Origin of the sequence: Stagnihabitans lacustris, from assembly GCF_025950525.1 — a bacterium.
Lineage (GTDB): Bacteria > Pseudomonadota > Alphaproteobacteria > Rhodobacterales > Rhodobacteraceae > Stagnihabitans.
In genome coordinates, this window is record NZ_JAPDGS010000004.1 from 150,339 (window position 1) to 168,304 (window position 17,966).

The following is a 17,966-nucleotide window of genomic DNA, read 5'->3' on the forward strand; positions in this document are numbered from 1 at the left end:
TTGGGTCAGTATGAAAGCCGCATCCGTCCTTTCATACTGACAGAAATACTCTCCGGGGGTGCGGGGGTGGAAAACCCCCGCTTGGCGTCCGAAATGCCAAAGGCGCCCGTGGGTTTCCCCTGGGCGCCTTTGCTTTCGACGTGGATCAAATATCCCCCGGGGGGCAGGCGGCCGCCCTCCGATCAGGGCTTCAAAGCGCCGCGGTCACGATGATTTCGACCAGGTATTTCGGAGCGGCCAACTTGGCCTCGCCGGTGGCGCGGGCCGGGGTATGGCCTGCGGGAACCCAAGTGTCCCAGACCGCGTTCATTTCGGCAAAGGTGCCGATATCGGCCAGCCAGATCTGGGTCGACAGGATGCGGGTCTTGTCGGTCCCGGCCTCGGCCAGGATGCGGTCGACCTGGGCCAGGCAATCGCGGGTCTGCTCGGCGACATTGGCGCCCTCGCCGACCTGGCCCGCCAGCCACACCACGCCATTATAGGCCACGGCCTCGCTCATCCGCGCGCCAACGCCGATCCGCTTGATATCGCTCATCTTGGAAAACTCCCGTTTTGGATGCTGGCTGGTTATCGCAACCCAAGGCGCAAAGGAAGGGGGCGGTGCGGATTTGCCCCAGAGGGGAAGCTACAGAGCCCAAAAGACGCGCGCGACATGACATCGCCATCAGGCCAAGCCTTGCAAGGCCGGGAAATCGAAAGGGGATTGGAGCGGGTGAAGGGAATCGAACCCTCGTATTCAGCTTGGGAAGCTGCTGCTCTACCATTGAGCTACACCCGCATGGGGGGCTGATTACAATCTGGCATGGGGGGCGTCAAGGGGCCATTCCGGCCAAAGCCCACCCTGAGGCTATCCCCAGGGCCCTCTTTGCGCCCTTTGCGCATCGCCGCAACCTGCGCCCCCATCACGCCTCGGCGTCCCCCGCTTGGCAGGCCTGCCGCCCAAGCCATGTTAGCCCCGAAATCGCCGGCGCCCCTTCACCGAATTGCAAGGCTTTTCCCCTCAGGCTCTGGACCTTGACCGCCCTTTGCGGCATACCTGACCCAGATTGCCCCCATGACTGCCGAGAGCTCCATGAACGTCATCAAGCGCCTGCTTACCTGGTGGAACGGCCAGACCCTCAACACGCAAGTTTTCACCGCCCGCAACGGCGTGAAAGTCGGCGAGGATGGCGAGGGCAATATCTATTACCAGACCCGCGACGCGAAAAAGCGCTGGGTGATCTATAATGGCGAGATGGAGGCCTCTCGGGTCTCGCCCGATTGGCATGGCTGGCTGCACCACACCTGGGACGAGCCGCCGACCACAGCGCCCTTGAAGCACAAGTCCTGGGAGGCGCCGCATCAGGAAAACCTGACCGGCACCGCCGCCGCCTATGCGCCGCCCGGGTCGATCCGCAAGGGCCAGGCCCAGGGCCGCGCCGATTACGACGCCTGGTCGCCGGAGTAACCCATGGCCGAGAACCGGTTGGAAATCGCGGCGGGCGCTTTGGTCCTGGTCGCAGCGCTTGGCTTTGCCGCCTATGCCGGCAAGGGCATGGGGCTGACGCAGGGCGGCGATGCCTATCAACTCCGCGCGTCCTTTCGGTCGATCCAGGGCGTTGGGCTTGGGTCCGATGTCAAGCTTGCGGGGGTCAAGGTCGGCACGCTGTCGCAACTGACGCTGAACCCCGAGACCTATATGGCCGATGCGGTCATCACGGTGGACAAGTCGGTTCAACTTCCCTCGGACAGCGCGATCCTGATTTCGTCGGACGGACTTTTGGGCGGCAGTTTCGTGGAATTGCAACCGGGCGGGATGCCCGATTACCTCGCCCCCGGTGACGAGATCGAGGATACCCAGGGCGCGGTGTCGCTCATCACGCTGCTCATGAAATTCGTCGGCGCCAAATCGGACGAGAGCGCCAAGTGATCCGCGCCGCTGTCCTTGTCCTGCTGCTTGCCGCGCCTGCCTTGGCCGAACAGACCCAGGCGCGGGGCGGCAATCTGCGCGTGCTGGACCGGATGAGCGACAAGGTAGAGGACCTGCATCTTGACCTTGGCGGGCAGGGTGTCGTGGGCAAGCTGATGGTCACGCTGGACGATTGCCGCTATCCGCAGGGCGAGCCTTCGGGGTCCATCGCCCATATCACCGTGCATCAGGATGCGATCACGGACCCGGTCTTTGCCGGTTGGATGTCGGCCTCCAGCCCGGCGCTGAACCCGATGGACCATCCACGCTATGATGTCTGGCTGTTGCAATGCGACGTGCCGGCGGCCGAGGCGGGCTAAACCGCGGCTATAACCTCCGTTGATATCCGGGCTAAAACCCCGACTGATATCCGGGCGGAAAAAAGGTCGCCTGCACCTGAAGGGCCTCGGCCAAGCGCGCCTCATAGGTCCGCCGCGGCAGTTCCACCGCCCCAAGGCTGGCCAGATGCGGCGTCAGGAATTGCGTGTCAAACAGCGCAAAGCCCCCGGCGCGCAGGCGGTGCATCAGAAAGGCCAGCGCCATCTTGGACCCGTTCACCCGGGCCGAGAACATGCTTTCCCCGAAGAACGCCCCGCCCAGGACGACGCCATAGACCCCGCCGGCCAGGGTCTCGCCCTCCCAGACCTCAAGCGAATGGGCATGGCCTTGGTCATGCAGGGCGCGGTAGGCGGCAAAGATCGCCGGGTTGATCCAGGTTTCGGGCCGATCCGCACAGCCCCGGACGACGGCGTCGAAAGCCGCATCCACCGTCACCCGCGGCGCCATGCGGCGAATATGGCGGGAAAGGCTGCGCGAGACATGGAAGCCGTCGATGGGAAAGACCCCGCGGCGGGTGGCCGTGACCCATTGCACCTCGGTCGCTTCGGCGCTGTCGGCCATGGGAAAAATCCCCATCGCATAGGCGCGCAACAAGATGTCCGGGGTCAATTCGGGCGCAGTCATGGGGGCTCTGTCGCAGCTGCGTGGCCTGGGGCGTATACCCCGGGTCTTGTGAAAAGGGCCGCCCTTGACAGGCGGCCCCCAGGTTCAGCCGTAAGTCCGGGCCAGCCACTTTTCCAGCCAGTGGATGTTGTAATCCCCCGACTGGATGGCCGGATCGTCCAAAAGCGCATCGAACAGCGGCATCGTGGTTTCGATCCCGTCGATGATCAGTTCCGACAGGGCGCGACGCAGGCGGGCCAGCGCCTCGGGCCGGTCGCGGCCATGGACGATCAGCTTGCCGATGAGTGAATCGTAATAGGGCGGGATCGAATAGCCGCCATAAAGCGCCGAATCCATCCGCACCCCCAAGCCCCCCGGCGCGTGGAAGGTTTTCACCTTGCCCGGACGCGGGGCGAAATCGGGCAGGCGTTCCGCGTTGATCCGCACCTCGATGGCATGGCCGTTGATCACAAGGTCGTCCTGGGTAAAGGACATGTCCAGCCCCGAGGCCACGCGGATCTGTTCGCGCACCAGATCGACGCCAAAGATCGCCTCGGTCACGGGATGTTCGACCTGCAAACGGGTGTTCATCTCGATGAAATAGAACTCGCCGTTTTCATAGAGGAACTCAATCGTGCCGGCGCCGATATAGTTGATCTTGGCCACGGCCTCGGCACAAACCTTGCCGATTTCGGCGCGCTGCTGCGGGGTGATGGCCGGGCCCGGGGCCTCTTCGAAGACCTTCTGGTGGCGGCGCTGCAAGGAACAGTCGCGTTCGCCCAGATGGACGGCCTTGCCGCGGCCATCGCCAAAGACCTGGATTTCGATGTGACGCGGGGTCTGGAGATATTTCTCCATATAGACCTCGTCATTGCCGAAAGCCGCCTTGGATTCGCTGCGCGCGGTGCGGAAGGCGATCTCCAGCTCCCCGGCGTTTTGCGCCACCTTCATGCCGCGCCCGCCGCCGCCCGCGGTCGCCTTGATGATGACCGGATAGCCGATCTCTTCGGCCACCTTCAGCGCGGTTTCCGTATCGGGAACCCCGCCCTCGGACCCCGGAACCACCGGAATCCCCAGCGCCTTGGCGGTTTCCTTGGCGGTGATCTTATCGCCCATGATGCGGATATGTTCCGCATTCGGCCCGATGAAGGTGATGCCGTGGTCCTGCAACGCCTGCGCAAAAGACGCATTCTCGGACAGGAAGCCATAGCCCGGATGGACGGCCTGCGCCCCGGTGATCTCGCAGGCCGAGATGATGGCCGCCTTGTTCAGGTAGCTTTGCGTCGACGAGGCCGGCCCGATGCAGACGGATTCGTCAGCCAGGCGCACATGCATGGCATCCGAGTCGGCGGTGGAATGGACCGCCACCGATTTGATCCCCATTTCACGGCAAGCGCGGATGACGCGAAGCGCGATCTCGCCGCGGTTGGCGATCAGGATCTTGTCAAAGATGGGTTGCGTCATGCGCCACTCACTCGATGATCATCAGGGGCGCGCCGTATTCGACGGCCTGGCCGTCGCTGGCAAGGATGCGCTTGACCGTGCCCGCGCGGGGGGCGGGGATGTGGTTCATCGTCTTCATCGCTTCGATGATCAGGACGGTTTGCCCTTCAGAGACCTGGGCGCCGACCGTCACGAAAGGCGTCGCTCCGGGTTCGGCGGACAGGTAAACCGTGCCCACCATGGGCGAGGTCACGGCGCCCGGATGCTGGGCGGGGTCTTCGGGCAAGGCGGCCGGGGCTGCTGCGGCTGCAGCGACCGGGGCTGCAGCGGCCACCGGGGCCGCCGCATAGACCGGAGCCGCCTGGATCACCTGCGGCGCCTTCTTGACCACCTTGACGTCAAGGCTGTCCTTTTCCCCATATTCGCGCTTGACCGCGATTTCGGTCAGGTCGTTCTTGTTCAGAAGTTCGGCCAGCGCCGCGATGAAAGTGACATCCGCATCGGGGGAATTCTTGCTCATGCAGTCCTCTTTAGCCTGGTTGTTATGGGGCCGCAGCCCAGGGTCCGGCGAGCTGGCCCGGCCCATTTCGGCCCTTGGTATAGCGCCAAGCGTCCGAAAGGGGAAGCATCCCGTTACCGCAACCGGTTTGGCGGGGGGGATGGTGAAAAATGCGGCGGAAAACCCGACCTGTCGGATTTTTCGGCCCTCCCGAAATTTACCGTTTGATAAAAAATGAACCTCGTGCATTCTGATCCCCAAGAGCCAGCAATTGGCCAGCCACGGAGGTATCATGACGAACTCGCCCCTGACGCCGGGGGTGGCGCCTGCGCGCCTTGACCCGGCCACGATCCAAGCCCATTTCGCCGATCACATCCCGGCCTTTGACGCCCATGAGGCGCGTGTGGCCGCCGACCGCTGTTACTTTTGCCACGACGCGCCCTGCATGACGGCTTGTCCGACCTCGATCGACATTCCGCTGTTCATCCGCCAGATCGCGACCGGCACGCCGGATGCGGCGGCGAAAACCATCCTGGCGCAAAACATCATGGGCGGCATGTGTGCCCGGGTCTGCCCGACCGAGACCCTGTGCGAAGAGGTCTGCGTGCGCGAAGTGGCTGAGGGCAAGCCGGTTGAGATCGGCCGCCTGCAGCGCTTTGCTACCGATGGGCTGATGGCCAAGGGGGTGCATCCTTTCACGCGGGCGGCGGCCACGGGGAAAAAGGTTGCCGTGGTCGGCGCCGGTCCTGCGGGGCTTTCGGCCGCGCACCGGCTGGCGATGAAGGGCCATGACGTGACGGTCTTTGAACGCAAAGCCAAGCTGGGGGGGCTGAACGAATACGGCCTTGCCGCCTACAAGACGACCGAGGATTTCGCCGCGCGTGAGATCGACTGGCTGTTGCAGATCGGCGGGATCACGGTGAAGACCGGGGTGTCGCTGGGGGGGGGCGTGACGCTTGCGGGCCTGGAGGCCGAATATGACGCCGTCTTCCTTGGCATCGGTCTGGCCGGGGTGAACGCCCTCGCGCTTCCGGGTGAGGATCTGGCGGGCGTCCTGAACGCCGTCGATTTCATCGCAGGCCTGCGGCAATCCGACCTTGCCAGCGTGGCCGTGGGCCGCGATGTCGTGGTGATCGGCGGCGGCATGACGGCGGTGGATGCGGCGGTGCAATCGAAACTGCTGGGCGCCGAATCCGTGACCATGGTCTATCGCCGTGGCAAGGACCATATGTCGGCCAGCCTTTACGAGCAGGAACACGCGACCTCGGCCGGGGTCAAGATCATCTATGGCGCAGCGCCAGTGCGGATGATCGGCAAGGCCGCGGTCGAAGCGGTCGAATTCACCAAGGGCGGTGAGACCTTCACCCTAAAGGCCGATCAGGTGATGAAGGCCATTGGCCAGACCCTGACAGGGGCTCCGATTGCACAGGACGGCCGCAAGCTGACCAAACGCGCGGCCATGGTCTGGGCGGGTGGCGATTGCGCCACGGGGGGTGAGGACCTGACCGTGACAGCGGTGGCCGAGGGTCGCGATGCGGCCGAAGAAATCCACGCGGTTTTGATGGGGGCGGGCGCCTAAGCGTCCAGGAGAACGAACATGGCAAATCTGACATCCAACTTCATCGGCATCAAATCCCCCAACCCGTTCTGGCTGGCCTCCGCCCCACCCACCGACAAGGCCTATAACGTCGAGCGCGCCTTCGAGGCGGGCTGGGGCGGGGTGGTCTGGAAGACGCTTGGGAGCGAAGGCCCGCCGGTCGTCAACGTCTCCGGCCCGCGGTATGGCGCGATCTGGGGCGCGGATCGGCGGCTTTTGGGGCTGAACAACATCGAGCTGATCACCGACCGGCCTTTGCAGGTGAACCTTGACGAGATCAAGATGGTCAAGCGCAAGTGGCGCGACCGGGCCCTGGTGATCAGCCTGATGGTGCCCTGCGATGAGGAGTCGTGGAAAGACATCCTTCACCGCATCGAAGACACCGAGGCGGACGGGGTCGAGCTGAACTTCGGCTGCCCGCATGGCATGGCAGAGCGCGGCATGGGAAGCGCGGTCGGCCAGGTGCCGGAATATATCGAAATGGTGACGCGCTGGGTGAAAAAGCACTCGCGCATGCCCTGTATCGTGAAACTGACGCCGAATATCAGCGATATCCGCAAGCCGTCAGAGGCCGCACATCGCGGTGGCGCCGATGCGGTGAGCCTGATCAACACGATCAACTCGATCACCTCGGTCAACCTGGACAGCTTCGCACCCGAGCCGATGATCGACGGCAAGGGCACCCATGGCGGCTATTGCGGTCCCGCGGTCAAGCCCATCGCGCTGAACATGGTGGCCGAGATCGCCCGCAACCCCCTGACACGCGGCCTGCCGATCTCTGGCATCGGCGGCGTGACGACCTGGCGTGACGCGGCCGAATTCCTCGCCTTGGGCGCGGGGAACGTGCAGGTCTGCACGGCGGCCATGACCTATGGCTTCAAGGTCGTCCAAGAGATGATTTCGGGCCTGTCGGAATATCTGGACGACAAGGGGATGGCGCTGTCCGACCTGATCGGCCGCGCGACGCCCAATGTGACGGACTGGCAGTTCCTGAACCTGAACTACGTGACCAAGGCGCAGATTTCGCAGGACGATTGCATCAAATGCGGCCGTTGCTATGCGGCTTGCGAGGACACGTCCCACCAGGCGATTGCCATGTCTGCGGACCGCACCTTTACCGTCAAGGACGAGGAATGTGTGGCCTGCAACCTCTGTGTGAACGTCTGCCCGGTGGACAATTGCATCACCATGGTCGAGATGCCGAAAGGCGCCACCGACCCACGCACCGGCCGCAAGGTCGGCGATTATGCCAACTGGACGACGCATCCGAACAACCCGTCGGTTGCGGCGGAGTGATCCCAGGACCCGGGGTATACCCCGGGCTACGCAAGCCCCACCAGAGCGCCCCTGTCTTTTCCGGCGCTCTGGTTCCCTCGCGTAGCCCGGGGTACACCCCGGGTTTTCCTATTCGACCGCGCAGTCTCCAGAGGTGAGATAGGCATCCGTCGCCTGCAACTCCGTTCCCGTCCAATGCCAGATCAGGGGACAAAGCGGCTTGCCCGACTTGGCAAAGCCCGTGGGCCCGTCGAAGATCAGGTCCCCCTTCTCCAGCAAGAGGACCGAGCCCGGCGGCGTGGAAAGGCCAGGGTCCTCGACCCGCCATGGCCCCCCGTCTTGATTGGCGCCTGGATTGGCGTCCTGCACCCCGTCCTGCACGAGGATCAGGGTCAGGTAACCCCGCATGCCGCAGCCGCCCAATCGCCACAAAAACGCTGCCCCACCGTCAGGGAACATCTGCACCCCAGGCCCGCGCAAAGGTCATCCGACCCGCAAGCCACTTCGGCCAGAGCCTGCACCTCGGGAGGGATCGCTTGGGTGTCGCCGAACGCGGGCACGGCGATCAGAAAGGTCGCGAAGATGGCAGGATGCAGATAAGACGCGCGCATGGGGTCCCGATTTTCGACCACTTGATCGGCTCCCCTCGCGCCCATCAAGCGCGCCCTCTTCTTCCCCTTTCATCTTTTCATAAATATCCCACGGGTGGGTCCGGGAGGGTGTGAAACCCTCCCGGGTTTTCCGCCAGAGACCGGCCAGGGCGTGAAACCCTCCCATGCGGCCAATGGTGATCGGCATAGCCATGCGGTTTACCGCAAGGGACCGGCACAGGGATCGGGCACAGGGATCGGGCACAGGGATTGGGCACAGGGATTGGGCACGGACATTTGACGCGCAGATGGGGCCCAGGGATTGCCCCCCGGCGCCCCACCCCGCCGATCCGCCCTTGCATCTGCGCGCACAAGGCATATCTCGGTCCTGAAAGGGGAACCTTCCCATGCGCTATTCCCTCCTTGACCTCGCCTCCGTGGCCGAGGGTCAGACGCCCTCCGCGGCCCTGGCCCAGACCGCCGACCTTGCCATCCATGCCGAGGCGCTTGGCTATCACCGCTTCTGGCTGGCCGAACATCACGGCATGGCGGGCATCGCCTCAGCCGCCACCTCGGTCGTCATTGGCCATGTCGCGGCGCGCACCAAACATATCCGCGTGGGGGCCGGCGGCATCATGCTGCCCAACCATGCCCCCCTGATCATCGCCGAGCAATTCGGCACGCTGGACGCCCTGTATCCCGGCCGTATCGACCTTGGCCTGGGCCGCGCGCCCGGCACCGATGGCGCCACCGCGCGGGCCATGCGCCGCGCCATGGACCCTGACGATTTCCCCAACGATGTCGCCGAACTCATGGCCTATCTGGGCGATCCGACGCCGCAGACCCGCATCCATGCCTTCCCGGGTGAGGGCTCTCATGTGCCGCTCTTTATCCTGGGCTCTTCGACCTATGGCGCGCAGGTGGCGGCGCATTTCGGCCTGCCCTTCGCTTTCGCCAGCCATTTCGCCCCCTTTCAGTTGGAGGAGGCCTTTCACCTTTACCGCAGCCATTTCCGCCCGTCAGAAACCCTGGCCGCACCCCATGCCATGATGGCCATCGGCCTGTGCGCCGCCGAAACCGACGACGAGGCGGTCTATCTGCGCTCGTCCCAGGTGCAGGCCTTTGCCAATCTGCGCCTTGGCCGGCCCGGAAAACTGCCCGGCCCCACCCATGACCTGAGCCATATCCCCGCCCCCATGCTGGCCGAGGTCGACCGCGTGCTGGGCTGTTCAGCGGTGGGCTCACCCGCCACCGTGCAATCCCGGCTAAAGGCGCTGATCGCCCGCCATCAGCCCGACGAAGTCATCCTGACCGGCATGACCCATTCCCACGCGGCCCGGTTGGACAGCTTTCGCATCGGGGCCGAGGCGATGCAGGCCCTGGGCGCCATCCCCTTTGCGCAGGCCGCCTAGGGCGTCACCAGGGTCAGCCGCTCGCCCGGGCCTGCCGCGCGCAATTCACGCTCGACCAGGGCGGGGCGCGGCAAGGGGGGGGCGATGACCACGATCTTGCCGGTGTAGTGCAGGGCCTCCAGTTGCTCGATCACCGTCATGGCATCGCAGGGCCCGGCAAACAGCGGCAGAACGATGCGCTCGGGGGCAAGTTCGGCCAGCAAAGCCGCCGACAGATCAGCACTGGCGCGCAAAACCGCATGGGGCAGGGGGATCGGCCCCTTGGGCGCCAAAAGGTTCTGGCAATCCAGCGCAAGAACCCGCTCTTCCCGCAGGACGGGAAGTTCGGCAAGCCTTGGGTAAAGAACGGTCGGAGGGGTTGCCATGTGCGAATCATCTGCTGGGTGGGTCGATTTTCAACCTGTGGTCACAAAACTTCCATGCTTTGGTCGCTATGGGCGAAATGAAGCGGGCAAGTGGGGTCCGCAGGTCACAATAGTTTAACGAACGGAAAGTCACAAACAATGCCGAATGACGCTTTCCTGCGCGATTTCCTGGCCGCCATGCCGGACCCGGCGCTTCTGGTGGGCCAGGACGAGCGGCTGATCGGCGCCAATCTGGCGGCCGAATCTCTGCTTGGAACAGGAATCGTCGGGCGCCACCACGCTTTCGTCCTGCGCCACCCCGAGATCCTGGCCGCCATCGAAGAAGCCTGGACCGGCACCCGCGCCGAGGCCCGCCACGTCATCCCCCGCGCCAGCCACGAGGTCATCCACCGCATGACCGCCGCCCGTGTGGGCGATCACGTGCTTTGCACCTTTCAGGACCTGACCGACCGCGAGCGCATGGACGCGATGCGCCGCGACTTTGTGGCCAATGTCAGCCATGAACTCCGCACCCCCCTGACCTCGGTCTTGGGTTTCATCGAGACCCTGCGCGGCCCCGCCCGCGAGGATGCCGCCGCCCGCGACCGGTTTCTGGCCATCATGCAGACCGAGGCCGAACGCATGGTCCGCCTGGTGCGCGACCTGTTGAACCTGTCGCGCGTCGAGGCTCAGGAACGCCAGCGCCCGACCGAGCGCCATGACGTGGCCTTGCTGATCCGCTCGGCCGCCCATTCGCTGCGCCCCCAGGCCGAAGCCGCGCGGGTGAAACTGACGCTGGAGGGTCTGGAGGCTTCGGCCGATGTGCCGATAGATCCCGACCAGATCACTCAGGTGGCGATGAACCTGATCGAAAACGCGATCAAATACGGCGGCCCGGGCAAAGAGGTCACTGTGAGGCTGGACCAGATCCAGACCCCGCGCGGCGCGAAACTGCGCTTCGCGGTCCGCGACCAGGGCGAGGGGATCGAGCCGCACCACCTGCCGCGCCTGGCCGAGCGATTCTACCGCGTGGACAGCCATCGGTCGCGCGAAAAGGGCGGCACGGGGCTTGGCCTTGCCATCGTCAAACACATCGCCCACCGCCACGACGGCAAGCTGGTGATCGAAAGCGAGATGGGCCAAGGATCAACCTTTACCCTGATTTTGCCGATGGGGTGATGGCCCATTCTTTCATACTGACGAAAATACTCCCGCCGGAGGCCCCGGGCTCCCCCAGCGCCGCGGCCTGAAAAGACAGCACGTCGGTGGGGCAAGAGCCTCCGGCGGGAATATTTTGGTCAGTATGAAAGGGCGGGGCGGTGGTCTGCGGCTTGGTTCCCCGAGGTTCCACGAACGCGCCCCCCCTTTTCGCGCCCCTTGTTGGGTCAACTGGCGCCGCCCATGTCTTAACCCTGGATGACAGGAAAAGCCGCGGAAATGGGGTCTGTCATGATCCTGTTACAAAACCATCGCAAAACCGCAGCCAAGGCGCCTTAAACGGGCGGCAACGGTGGCAACTGGCCATCGGATCACTCGGAGATAAACATGTCCTTCACCAAGGTTTCCGTTTCGGCGCTGGCGATCCTCGCCGCTTCGACCGTCGTGGCTTCGGCCCGTGACCAGCTGCAGATTGCCGGCTCCTCGACCGTGCTGCCCTATGCCACCATCGTCGCCGAAGCCTTCGGCGAGCAGGGCGAGTTCAAGACCCCGGTCGTCGAAGGCGGCGGTTCGGGCGCAGGCCGCGCGGCGCTGTGCAAGGGCGTTGGCGAAGATACGATCGACATCGCCAACTCGTCCTCGGGCATCAAGAAATCCGACGTCGAGACCTGCACCGCCAATGGCGTCACCGACATTATGGAAATCCGCATCGGCTATGACGGCATCGTCTTTGCCTCGGACATCGCCGGCGCCGACTTTGCCCTGACCCCCGCCCTGGTCTTTGGTGCCATCGGTGCCAAGGTCGCCAAGGATGGCGCTCTGGCCGACAATGCCGCCAAGACCTGGGCCGAAGTCGATGCCACCTTGCCCGCGCAAGACATCCTGGCGCTGATCCCCGGCTCCAAGCACGGCACGCGCGAAGTGTTCGACATCAAGCTGCTGGAAGAGGGCTGCAAGGCCACCGGCACCTATGACCTGTATCTGGCCGCTGCCGAAGGCGCCGATGACAAGGAAAAGGGCGCCAATGCGCTGAAGGCTTGCCATGCGGTGCGCGCCGATGGCGTGGCTGTCGAAATCGACGGTGACTACACCGAGACCCTGTCGCGTCTGGATGCCAACAAGCAGGCCGTCGGCGTCTTTGGTCTGTCCTTCTATGAAAACAACACCGACAAGCTGAAGGTCGCGACCGTGAATGGCGTCGTTCCCGCCACCGCCACGATCGCCGACGGCTCTTATCCGGTGTCGCGCCCGCTGTTCATGTATGTGAAAAAGCAGCATATCGGCGTGATCCCCGGCCTGAAGGAATATCTGACCTTCTTCATGTCCGATGACATGGTCGGCCCCGAAGGCAAGCTGGTCGAATACGGCCTGGTTTCCGATCCGGAACTGGCCAAGACCCAGGCCGCCATCGAAGCCGAAGAGCTGATGGCTCCGCTGCAATAAGCCAAAGGCGGGGGGTCTGGTGGCCCCCCGTTTTCCCACGGCCCCGGCCCCGCTGCGGTGCGGGGCCCCGGCCCGCCCCCCTTCAAGCGAGACCCGACCATGAGCCTCGGCCTGCTTTTCCTGATCCTTCTGGCGCTGTGCACCGCCGGTTACATGATCGCCCGCTCCCGCGCTGTCACCTCTGCCCGGGGCGATACGCGGGTTCTTCATTCCTTGCCCGCCTTTCACGGCCGGTTCGCCGCGCTGGCGATGATCCTGCCCGCCGTGGCGATCCTGATCGTCTGGCTGGTGGTGGAAAGCTTTGCCCTGCGCGGGGTCGCCCTGTCGCATCTGTCGCCCGAAGACGTGCCCGATGGCGCCTCGATGGACCTGGTGATGGCCGATGTCACCCGCATCGCCGAGGGCCTGGGCAAGCTGCAGGCTGCGGGCGTCGACCTGGCGCCGCTGACCGCCGATCCGGCCGCGCTGAAGGCCCGTTTCTCGGAGGCGGGTTTTGCCCAAGGCGGCGATCCGACCCCCCATACGATTGCCGCCGCCGTTTCCATGCGTGACACGGCTGCGACCTCGCGACTGGCGCTGTCCGTCGTGGCGATTGCCGCTTCGCTGGCCGGGCTTGGCCTTGTGCTGCGCCGCATCACCCCCGAGTTCCGCGCCCGCAATGCCACCGAATTCGTCTCGATGGGCCTGTTGATCGGCGCTTCGTTGATCGCGGTGCTGACCACGGTGGGCATCGTGGCCTCACTGGCCTCCGAGACCATCCGCTTCTTCCAGCTTTACCCGGCCTGGGACTTCTTCTTTTCCGCCGACTGGAACCCGAAGTTCGGCGGCGGCTCCAGCCTGGGGATCTGGCCGCTGATCTGGGGCACGCTGTATGTCTCGGTCATCGCGCTGTTGGTCGCCGTGCCGGTCGGGCTGTTCTCGGCCGTCTATCTGGCCGAATATGCCTCCAAGCGGACCCGGGGCATCGTCAAACCCCTGATCGAGATCCTGGCGGGCATCCCCACCATCGTCTACGGCCTCTTTGCCCTTGTGACCGTCGGGCCCCTGCTGCGCGACTGGATCGCCATTCCGATGGGCTTTGGCAACTCGTCCTCGTCGGTCATGACCGCGGGCTTGGTCATGGGGATCATGGTCATCCCCTTTGTCTCGTCGCTGTCGGATGACATCATCAACGCCGTGCCGCAAAGTCTGCGGGATGGGTCGCTGGGCCTTGGCGCCACGCCGTCGGAAACCATCCGCCAGGTCGTGCTTCCGGCCGCCCTGCCGGGGATCGTCGGCGCCGTCCTGCTGGCCGCCAGCCGCGCGATCGGCGAGACGATGATCGTGGTCCTTGGCGCGGGGGCCGCAGCCCAACTCTCGCTGAACCCTTTCGAGGCCATGACCACCGTCACCGTCAAGATCGTCAGCCAGCTGACCGGCGACACCGAGTTCAACTCGCCCGAGACCCTGGTGGCCTTTGCGCTGGGTCTGACGCTTTTCGTCCTGACCCTGATGCTGAACATCATCGCGCTGATCATCGTGCGCAAATATCGCGAGCAATACGAATGACCGATATCACCGAACACGCGCTCTTGATGCCCGATGCGCGCACCAAGGCCCGCAATGCCGCCGAGCGCCGGTTCCGCGCCTATGGGCTGAGTGCCATCGTGATTGCCCTGGCCGCGCTGGTCTGGCTGCTGATCTCGATCTTCTCGGCGGGGCTGCCGGCCTTCCAGCAAACCTTCATCACCTTCCCCGTGACGCTGGAGGCGGCGACCCTGGACAAGTCCGGCAAGCTGGACATCGAGGAGATGAAGAAGGTCACGACCATCGGTTACGGCAAGCTGATCGCCCAGGCCTTCGAGGCCGAAATCGCCGCAAAGGGCATCACCCACGAGGTGAAGCCCAAGCAACTGGCCGAGATGATCTCGGAGCAGGCGGGCGCGCAGTTGCGGGACATGGTGCTGGCCGATCCCGCTCTGGTGGGGCAGACCATCACCTTCCAGGCGCTGGCGAATGGCCGGATCGACGGCTACTTCAAGGGCCGCGTCACGATGGAGACGGCGGCGCGCGACAAGAACACCTCGCCTGAAAAGCTGGCCCTGGCCGATCAGCTGCGCGATGCGGGCGTGGTCGCGGTCAAGTTCAACACGGGCTTCCTGACCATGTCGGATGCCAGCGACAAGCGGCCCGAGGCGGCAGGCCTGGGCGTCGCCATCATCGGCTCGCTTTACATGGTCGTGATCGTGCTGTTCCTGGCGCTGCCCATCGGGGTTGCGGCCTCGGTCTACCTGGAGGAATTCGCGCCCAAGAACTATTGGACCGACCTGATCGAGGTGAATATCGCCAACCTCGCCGCGGTGCCGTCCATTGTTTATGGCATCCTGGGCCTGGCGATCTTCATCAACTTTGCCGGATTGCCGCAATCGGCCCCCATCGTCGGCGGCCTGGTGCTGACGCTGATGACCCTGCCGCGGATCATCATTCCGACCCGTGCCGCACTGAAAGCCGTGCCGCCCTCGATCCGCGATGCGGCTTTGGGCGTGGGCGCGTCGAAACTGCAGACCGTGACCCATCACGTCCTGCCCTTGGCCATGCCCGGCATCCTGACCGGCACGATCATCGGCCTGGCCCAAGCCCTGGGCGAGACCGCGCCTCTGCTCCTCATCGGCATGGTGGCCTTTGTCAAAGACTTCCCCGGACTGCCGCCCGAGGGCCTGTTCTCGCCCTCTTCGGCGCTGCCCGTGCAAATCTACAACTGGACCCAGCGCGGCGACCCGGGCTTTGTCGAACGCGCCTCGGGGGCTATCATCGTCCTTCTGGTTTTCCTGATCCTCATGAACACGGCCGCGATTATCCTGCGGCGCAAATATGAACGTCGGTGGTAAGATATGTCGGTAATCGAAATGAAACTGGAGCGTGAAGTGACCGCCGATACGATCAAGATCGAGGCCCGCAAGGTGCAGGTGCATTACGGCCAGAACCATGCGCTGAAGGATGTCGATGTCGATATCCTGGCCAAGACGGTGACGGCCTTCATCGGGCCTTCGGGCTGCGGCAAGTCAACCTTCCTGCGCTGTTTGAACCGGATGAACGACACCGTGGCCTCGGCCAAGGTGACGGGTTCGATCCTGCTGGACGGCGCGGATATCTATGACCCGCGCGTCGACCCGGTGCAGCTGCGCGCCAAGGTGGGCATGGTCTTCCAAAAGCCCAACCCCTTCCCGAAGTCGATCTATGACAACGTGGCTTATGGCCCCAAGATCCATGGGTTGACCCGGTCCAAGGCGGAACTGGACGAGGTCGTGGAAAGCTGCCTGCGCAAGGCCGCCCTGTGGAACGAGGTCAAGGACCGCCTGCAATCGCCGGGCACCGGGCTTTCGGGTGGCCAGCAACAGCGTCTGTGCATCGCCCGCGCCATCGCGACCTCTCCGGAAGTGCTGCTGATGGACGAGCCTTGCTCGGCGCTGGACCCCATCGCCACAGCGCAAGTCGAAGAGCTGATCGACGAACTGCGGTCACAGTTTTCGGTCGTCATCGTGACGCACTCGATGCAGCAAGCCGCCCGCGTGTCGCAGCGCACTGCCTTCTTCCACCTGGGCAACCTGGTGGAATATGGCGAGACCGGCACGATCTTCACCAATCCCAAGGACCCGCGCACCGAGTCCTACATCACCGGCCGGATCGGCTGAGGAGGCGCTTATGAACACCGAACGTCACATCGCCTCGGCCTTTGACCGTGATCTGGAAGGCGTCCAGGCGCTGGTTGTCAAGATGGGGGGCCTGGTCGAGGCCGCCTTGTCCGATGCCGCCATGGCGCTGGAAATGCGCGACGAGGCCCTGGCCGAACGCGTGCGCGCCCAGGACACCGCCATCGACGCGCTGGAGGCGCAGGTGAACGACGAATGTCTGCGCCTGATCGCGACCCGGGCGCCCGCCGCCACCGACCTGCGTGTCGTGCTGACCGTGATGAAGATCGCGGCCTCGCTGGAACGCTGCGGGGATTATGCCAAGAACCTGGCGAAACGCTCCTTGGTCTTGAACAAGATGCATTCGGTCGAGGGCGCCACCGGGTCGATCCGCCGCATGGCGCGCCAGGTGGGCTTGTTGCTCAAGGATGCGCTGGACGCCTTCATCCACCGCGACGTGGAACTTGCGGCCAGCGTGCGCCAGCAGGACCGCGACGTGGATCAGATGTATACGGCGCTGTTTCGTGAATTCCTGACCCATATGATGGAAGACCCGCGCAACATCAGCGCCTGCATGCATCTGCATTTCATCGCCAAGAACATCGAGCGCGTGGGCGACCATGCGACGACGATTGCCGAGCAGGTGATTTTCCTGGCCACCGGTCAGCTGCCCTCCGAACCGCGCCCCAAGGCGGATTCGGTGAACATGGGAGAGGTGTGATGGCCCAACCCGTCGTCCTTCTGGTCGAGGACGAACCCGCACAACGCGAGGTCCTGGCCTATAACCTGGAAGCCGAGGGCTTTGTGGTGCAGCGCGCGACCAATGGCGAAGAGGCGCTGGAGCTTGTGTCGGAGGCGGCACCCGATCTGATCCTTCTGGACTGGATGATGCCGCATGTGTCGGGCCTGGAGGTCTGCCGGCGCCTGAAGCTGCGCCCGGAAACGCGGGGCATCCCGATCATCATGCTGTCGGCGCGGTCCGAAGAGGTGGACCGGGTGCGGGGGCTGGAGACCGGGGCGGATGACTATGTGATCAAGCCTTATTCGGTGGTCGAACTGATGGCCCGCCTGCGCGCCCAATTGCGCCGCGTGCGGCCTGCGACTTTGGGTCTGGCGTTGGAATGGCAGGACATAAGGCTGGACCCGGAGACCCACCGCGTGACGCGGGCCGGGGCGGTGCTGAAACTGGGCCCGACCGAGTTCCGGCTTCTGTCGACGCTGTTGGAAAAGCCCGGCCGGGTCTTTTCGCGCGAACAGCTGCTGGACCGGGTCTGGGGCCGGGATATCTATGTCGACAGCCGGACGGTGGATGTGCATGTCGGCCGCCTGCGCAAGGCGCTGTGCGCCTTTGGCGGCGAAGACCCGCTGCGCACGGTGCGCGGCGCGGGTTATGCCCTGGGGTGATTGCGGCCTGGCGGGAAAGCGCTGACGCGCCCTCCCGCTGCGCCCGCCCAAAGCGGGGGCTTCCGCCCCCGCACCCCCGACCAAAGGGGCGCACGCGCCCCCTTGGAACCCCCGTGAATATTTGGATCAGTATGAAAGGGGCGTCGGGCAAGGAGTCTGACGTCTCTTTCGTTTTCACATTTGCACAAATACTCATCTGAAAAAACGGGGAGGTCCGGAGGGGGCGGTAGCTCCCTTCGGGCT

The 17,966-nt window shown here is 64.5% G+C and carries 20 protein-coding genes and 1 tRNA gene; 13 read left to right on the plus strand and 8 right to left on the minus strand.

Annotation, left to right across the window (positions count from 1 at the left end; all coding sequences use genetic code 11):
* Window positions 1-190: 190 nt before the first annotated feature.
* Window positions 191-535, minus strand: a complete 345-nt coding sequence (locus tag NX862_RS11705) for a RidA family protein (protein ID WP_264494092.1) — start codon at window positions 533-535, stop codon at window positions 191-193.
* 169 nt (window positions 536-704) lie between these two features.
* A tRNA-Gly gene (locus NX862_RS11710) sits at window positions 705-778 on the minus strand.
* A gap of 294 nt (window positions 779-1,072) precedes the next feature.
* Here NX862_RS11710 and NX862_RS11715 point away from each other — a divergent pair.
* From NX862_RS11715 to NX862_RS11725, 3 genes are read left to right on the plus strand one after another with little or no spacing between them, the layout of a single operon-like run.
* Window positions 1,073-1,447, plus strand: coding sequence for an NADH:ubiquinone oxidoreductase subunit NDUFA12 (locus NX862_RS11715; protein ID WP_264494312.1), 375 nt, complete (start codon window positions 1,073-1,075; stop codon window positions 1,445-1,447).
* A 3-nt stretch (window positions 1,448-1,450) separates the two neighbouring features.
* The gene (mlaD, locus tag NX862_RS11720) at window positions 1,451-1,909 is read left to right on the plus strand and encodes an outer membrane lipid asymmetry maintenance protein MlaD (RefSeq protein ID WP_264494093.1); all 459 of its coding nucleotides are present in this window, start codon (window positions 1,451-1,453) and stop codon (window positions 1,907-1,909) included.
* Window positions 1,906-2,268 carry a DUF2155 domain-containing protein gene (locus tag NX862_RS11725; protein WP_264494094.1) on the plus strand — a complete coding sequence of 121 codons (363 nt, stop codon included), beginning with the start codon at window positions 1,906-1,908 and terminating at the stop codon, window positions 2,266-2,268. The genes mlaD and NX862_RS11725 overlap by 4 nt, the downstream gene beginning before the upstream one ends.
* A 31-nt stretch (window positions 2,269-2,299) precedes the next feature.
* On the opposite strand, the gene aat is transcribed toward NX862_RS11725, so the two are convergent.
* From aat to accB, 3 genes are all read right to left on the minus strand, one after another.
* Window positions 2,300-2,911: a leucyl/phenylalanyl-tRNA--protein transferase gene (gene aat, locus NX862_RS11730; RefSeq protein ID WP_264494095.1), complete on the minus strand. Its 612-nt coding sequence runs from the start codon at window positions 2,909-2,911 to the stop codon at window positions 2,300-2,302.
* 84 nt (window positions 2,912-2,995) lie between these two features.
* A complete protein-coding gene (accC, locus tag NX862_RS11735) occupies window positions 2,996-4,342 on the minus strand; it encodes an acetyl-CoA carboxylase biotin carboxylase subunit (RefSeq protein ID WP_264494313.1) in 1,347 nt (448 codons plus the stop codon).
* Window positions 4,343-4,361: 19 nt separating this feature from the next.
* Entirely contained in the window at window positions 4,362-4,853 is a 492-nt protein-coding gene (gene accB / locus NX862_RS11740) for an acetyl-CoA carboxylase biotin carboxyl carrier protein (RefSeq protein WP_264494096.1), read from the minus strand.
* 271 nt (window positions 4,854-5,124) lie between these two features.
* On the opposite strand from accB, the gene NX862_RS11745 reads away from it, so the two are divergent.
* Entirely contained in the window at window positions 5,125-6,411 is a 1,287-nt protein-coding gene (locus tag NX862_RS11745) for an NAD(P)-dependent oxidoreductase (RefSeq protein ID WP_264494097.1), read from the plus strand.
* A gap of 18 nt (window positions 6,412-6,429) precedes the next feature.
* A complete protein-coding gene (gene preA, locus NX862_RS11750) occupies window positions 6,430-7,725 on the plus strand; it encodes an NAD-dependent dihydropyrimidine dehydrogenase subunit PreA (protein WP_264494098.1) in 1,296 nt (431 codons plus the stop codon).
* A gap of 108 nt (window positions 7,726-7,833) precedes the next feature.
* Here preA and NX862_RS11755 read toward each other — a convergent pair whose 3' ends face one another.
* Window positions 7,834-8,112, minus strand: coding sequence for a hypothetical protein (locus tag NX862_RS11755; RefSeq protein WP_264494099.1), 279 nt, complete (start codon window positions 8,110-8,112; stop codon window positions 7,834-7,836).
* Window positions 8,097-8,315 (minus strand): hypothetical protein, encoded by a 219-nt coding sequence (locus NX862_RS11760; RefSeq protein ID WP_264494100.1) that lies wholly within the window; start codon window positions 8,313-8,315, stop codon window positions 8,097-8,099. The genes NX862_RS11755 and NX862_RS11760 overlap by 16 nt, the downstream gene beginning before the upstream one ends.
* A 386-nt stretch (window positions 8,316-8,701) precedes the next feature.
* On the opposite strand from NX862_RS11760, the gene NX862_RS11765 reads away from it, so the two are divergent.
* Window positions 8,702-9,706, plus strand: coding sequence for an LLM class flavin-dependent oxidoreductase (locus NX862_RS11765; protein ID WP_264494101.1), 1,005 nt, complete (start codon window positions 8,702-8,704; stop codon window positions 9,704-9,706).
* Here NX862_RS11765 and NX862_RS11770 read toward each other — a convergent pair.
* A complete protein-coding gene (locus NX862_RS11770) occupies window positions 9,703-10,071 on the minus strand; it encodes a hypothetical protein (RefSeq protein WP_264494102.1) in 369 nt (122 codons plus the stop codon). The two genes, NX862_RS11765 and NX862_RS11770, sit on opposite strands and share 4 nt — an antisense overlap.
* A gap of 138 nt (window positions 10,072-10,209) precedes the next feature.
* Here NX862_RS11770 and NX862_RS11775 point away from each other — a divergent pair, with 138 nt between their 5' ends.
* The 7 genes from NX862_RS11775 (at window position 10,210) to phoB (ending at window position 17,723) form a co-directional block, all read left to right on the plus strand.
* On the plus strand, window positions 10,210-11,229 hold the full coding sequence (locus NX862_RS11775; RefSeq protein ID WP_264494103.1) for an ATP-binding protein: 1,020 nt from the start codon (window positions 10,210-10,212) through the stop codon (window positions 11,227-11,229).
* A 366-nt stretch (window positions 11,230-11,595) separates the two neighbouring features.
* Window positions 11,596-12,651, plus strand: a complete 1,056-nt coding sequence (locus tag NX862_RS11780) for a substrate-binding domain-containing protein (RefSeq protein ID WP_264494104.1) — start codon at window positions 11,596-11,598, stop codon at window positions 12,649-12,651.
* A 99-nt stretch (window positions 12,652-12,750) separates the two neighbouring features.
* Entirely contained in the window at window positions 12,751-14,199 is a 1,449-nt protein-coding gene (pstC, locus tag NX862_RS11785) for a phosphate ABC transporter permease subunit PstC (protein WP_264494105.1), read from the plus strand.
* Window positions 14,196-15,518, plus strand: coding sequence for a phosphate ABC transporter permease PstA (gene pstA / locus NX862_RS11790; protein WP_264494106.1), 1,323 nt, complete (start codon window positions 14,196-14,198; stop codon window positions 15,516-15,518). Before pstC ends, pstA begins: the two co-directional genes overlap by 4 nt.
* A 3-nt stretch (window positions 15,519-15,521) precedes the next feature.
* Entirely contained in the window at window positions 15,522-16,322 is an 801-nt protein-coding gene (pstB, locus tag NX862_RS11795; protein ID WP_264494107.1) for a phosphate ABC transporter ATP-binding protein PstB, read from the plus strand.
* A gap of 10 nt (window positions 16,323-16,332) precedes the next feature.
* Entirely contained in the window at window positions 16,333-17,040 is a 708-nt protein-coding gene (phoU, locus tag NX862_RS11800; RefSeq protein WP_264494108.1) for a phosphate signaling complex protein PhoU, read from the plus strand.
* Entirely contained in the window at window positions 17,040-17,723 is a 684-nt protein-coding gene (phoB, locus tag NX862_RS11805; protein ID WP_264494109.1) for a phosphate regulon transcriptional regulator PhoB, read from the plus strand. Before phoU ends, phoB begins: the two co-directional genes overlap by 1 nt.
* Window positions 17,724-17,966 lie beyond the last annotated feature (243 nt).

Excerpts from the sequence above, each read along its gene's own strand:
- NX862_RS11745 (WP_264494097.1), top strand. The coding sequence starts at position 5,125 with ATGACGAACTCGCCCCTGACGCCGGGGGTGGCGCCTGCGCGCCTTGAC.
- NX862_RS11755 (WP_264494099.1), bottom strand. The coding sequence starts at position 8,112 with ATGCGGGGTTACCTGACCCTGATCCTCGTGCAGGACGGGGTGCAGGAC.
- phoU (WP_264494108.1), top strand. The coding sequence starts at position 16,333 with ATGAACACCGAACGTCACATCGCCTCGGCCTTTGACCGTGATCTGGAA.
- NX862_RS11765 (WP_264494101.1), top strand. The coding sequence starts at position 8,702 with ATGCGCTATTCCCTCCTTGACCTCGCCTCCGTGGCCGAGGGTCAGACG.
- phoB (WP_264494109.1), top strand. The coding sequence starts at position 17,040 with ATGGCCCAACCCGTCGTCCTTCTGGTCGAGGACGAACCCGCACAACGC.
- NX862_RS11715 (WP_264494312.1), top strand. The coding sequence starts at position 1,073 with ATGAACGTCATCAAGCGCCTGCTTACCTGGTGGAACGGCCAGACCCTC.
- pstC (WP_264494105.1), top strand. The coding sequence starts at position 12,751 with ATGAGCCTCGGCCTGCTTTTCCTGATCCTTCTGGCGCTGTGCACCGCC.
- preA (WP_264494098.1), top strand. The coding sequence starts at position 6,430 with ATGGCAAATCTGACATCCAACTTCATCGGCATCAAATCCCCCAACCCG.
- NX862_RS11770 (WP_264494102.1), bottom strand. The coding sequence starts at position 10,071 with ATGGCAACCCCTCCGACCGTTCTTTACCCAAGGCTTGCCGAACTTCCC.
- mlaD (WP_264494093.1), top strand. The coding sequence starts at position 1,451 with ATGGCCGAGAACCGGTTGGAAATCGCGGCGGGCGCTTTGGTCCTGGTC.
- NX862_RS11760 (WP_264494100.1), bottom strand. The coding sequence starts at position 8,315 with ATGCGCGCGTCTTATCTGCATCCTGCCATCTTCGCGACCTTTCTGATC.
- NX862_RS11705 (WP_264494092.1), bottom strand. The coding sequence starts at position 535 with ATGAGCGATATCAAGCGGATCGGCGTTGGCGCGCGGATGAGCGAGGCC.
- aat (WP_264494095.1), bottom strand. The coding sequence starts at position 2,911 with ATGACTGCGCCCGAATTGACCCCGGACATCTTGTTGCGCGCCTATGCG.
- pstA (WP_264494106.1), top strand. The coding sequence starts at position 14,196 with ATGACCGATATCACCGAACACGCGCTCTTGATGCCCGATGCGCGCACC.
- NX862_RS11780 (WP_264494104.1), top strand. The coding sequence starts at position 11,596 with ATGTCCTTCACCAAGGTTTCCGTTTCGGCGCTGGCGATCCTCGCCGCT.
- accB (WP_264494096.1), bottom strand. The coding sequence starts at position 4,853 with ATGAGCAAGAATTCCCCCGATGCGGATGTCACTTTCATCGCGGCGCTG.
- NX862_RS11775 (WP_264494103.1), top strand. The coding sequence starts at position 10,210 with ATGCCGAATGACGCTTTCCTGCGCGATTTCCTGGCCGCCATGCCGGAC.
- pstB (WP_264494107.1), top strand. The coding sequence starts at position 15,522 with ATGTCGGTAATCGAAATGAAACTGGAGCGTGAAGTGACCGCCGATACG.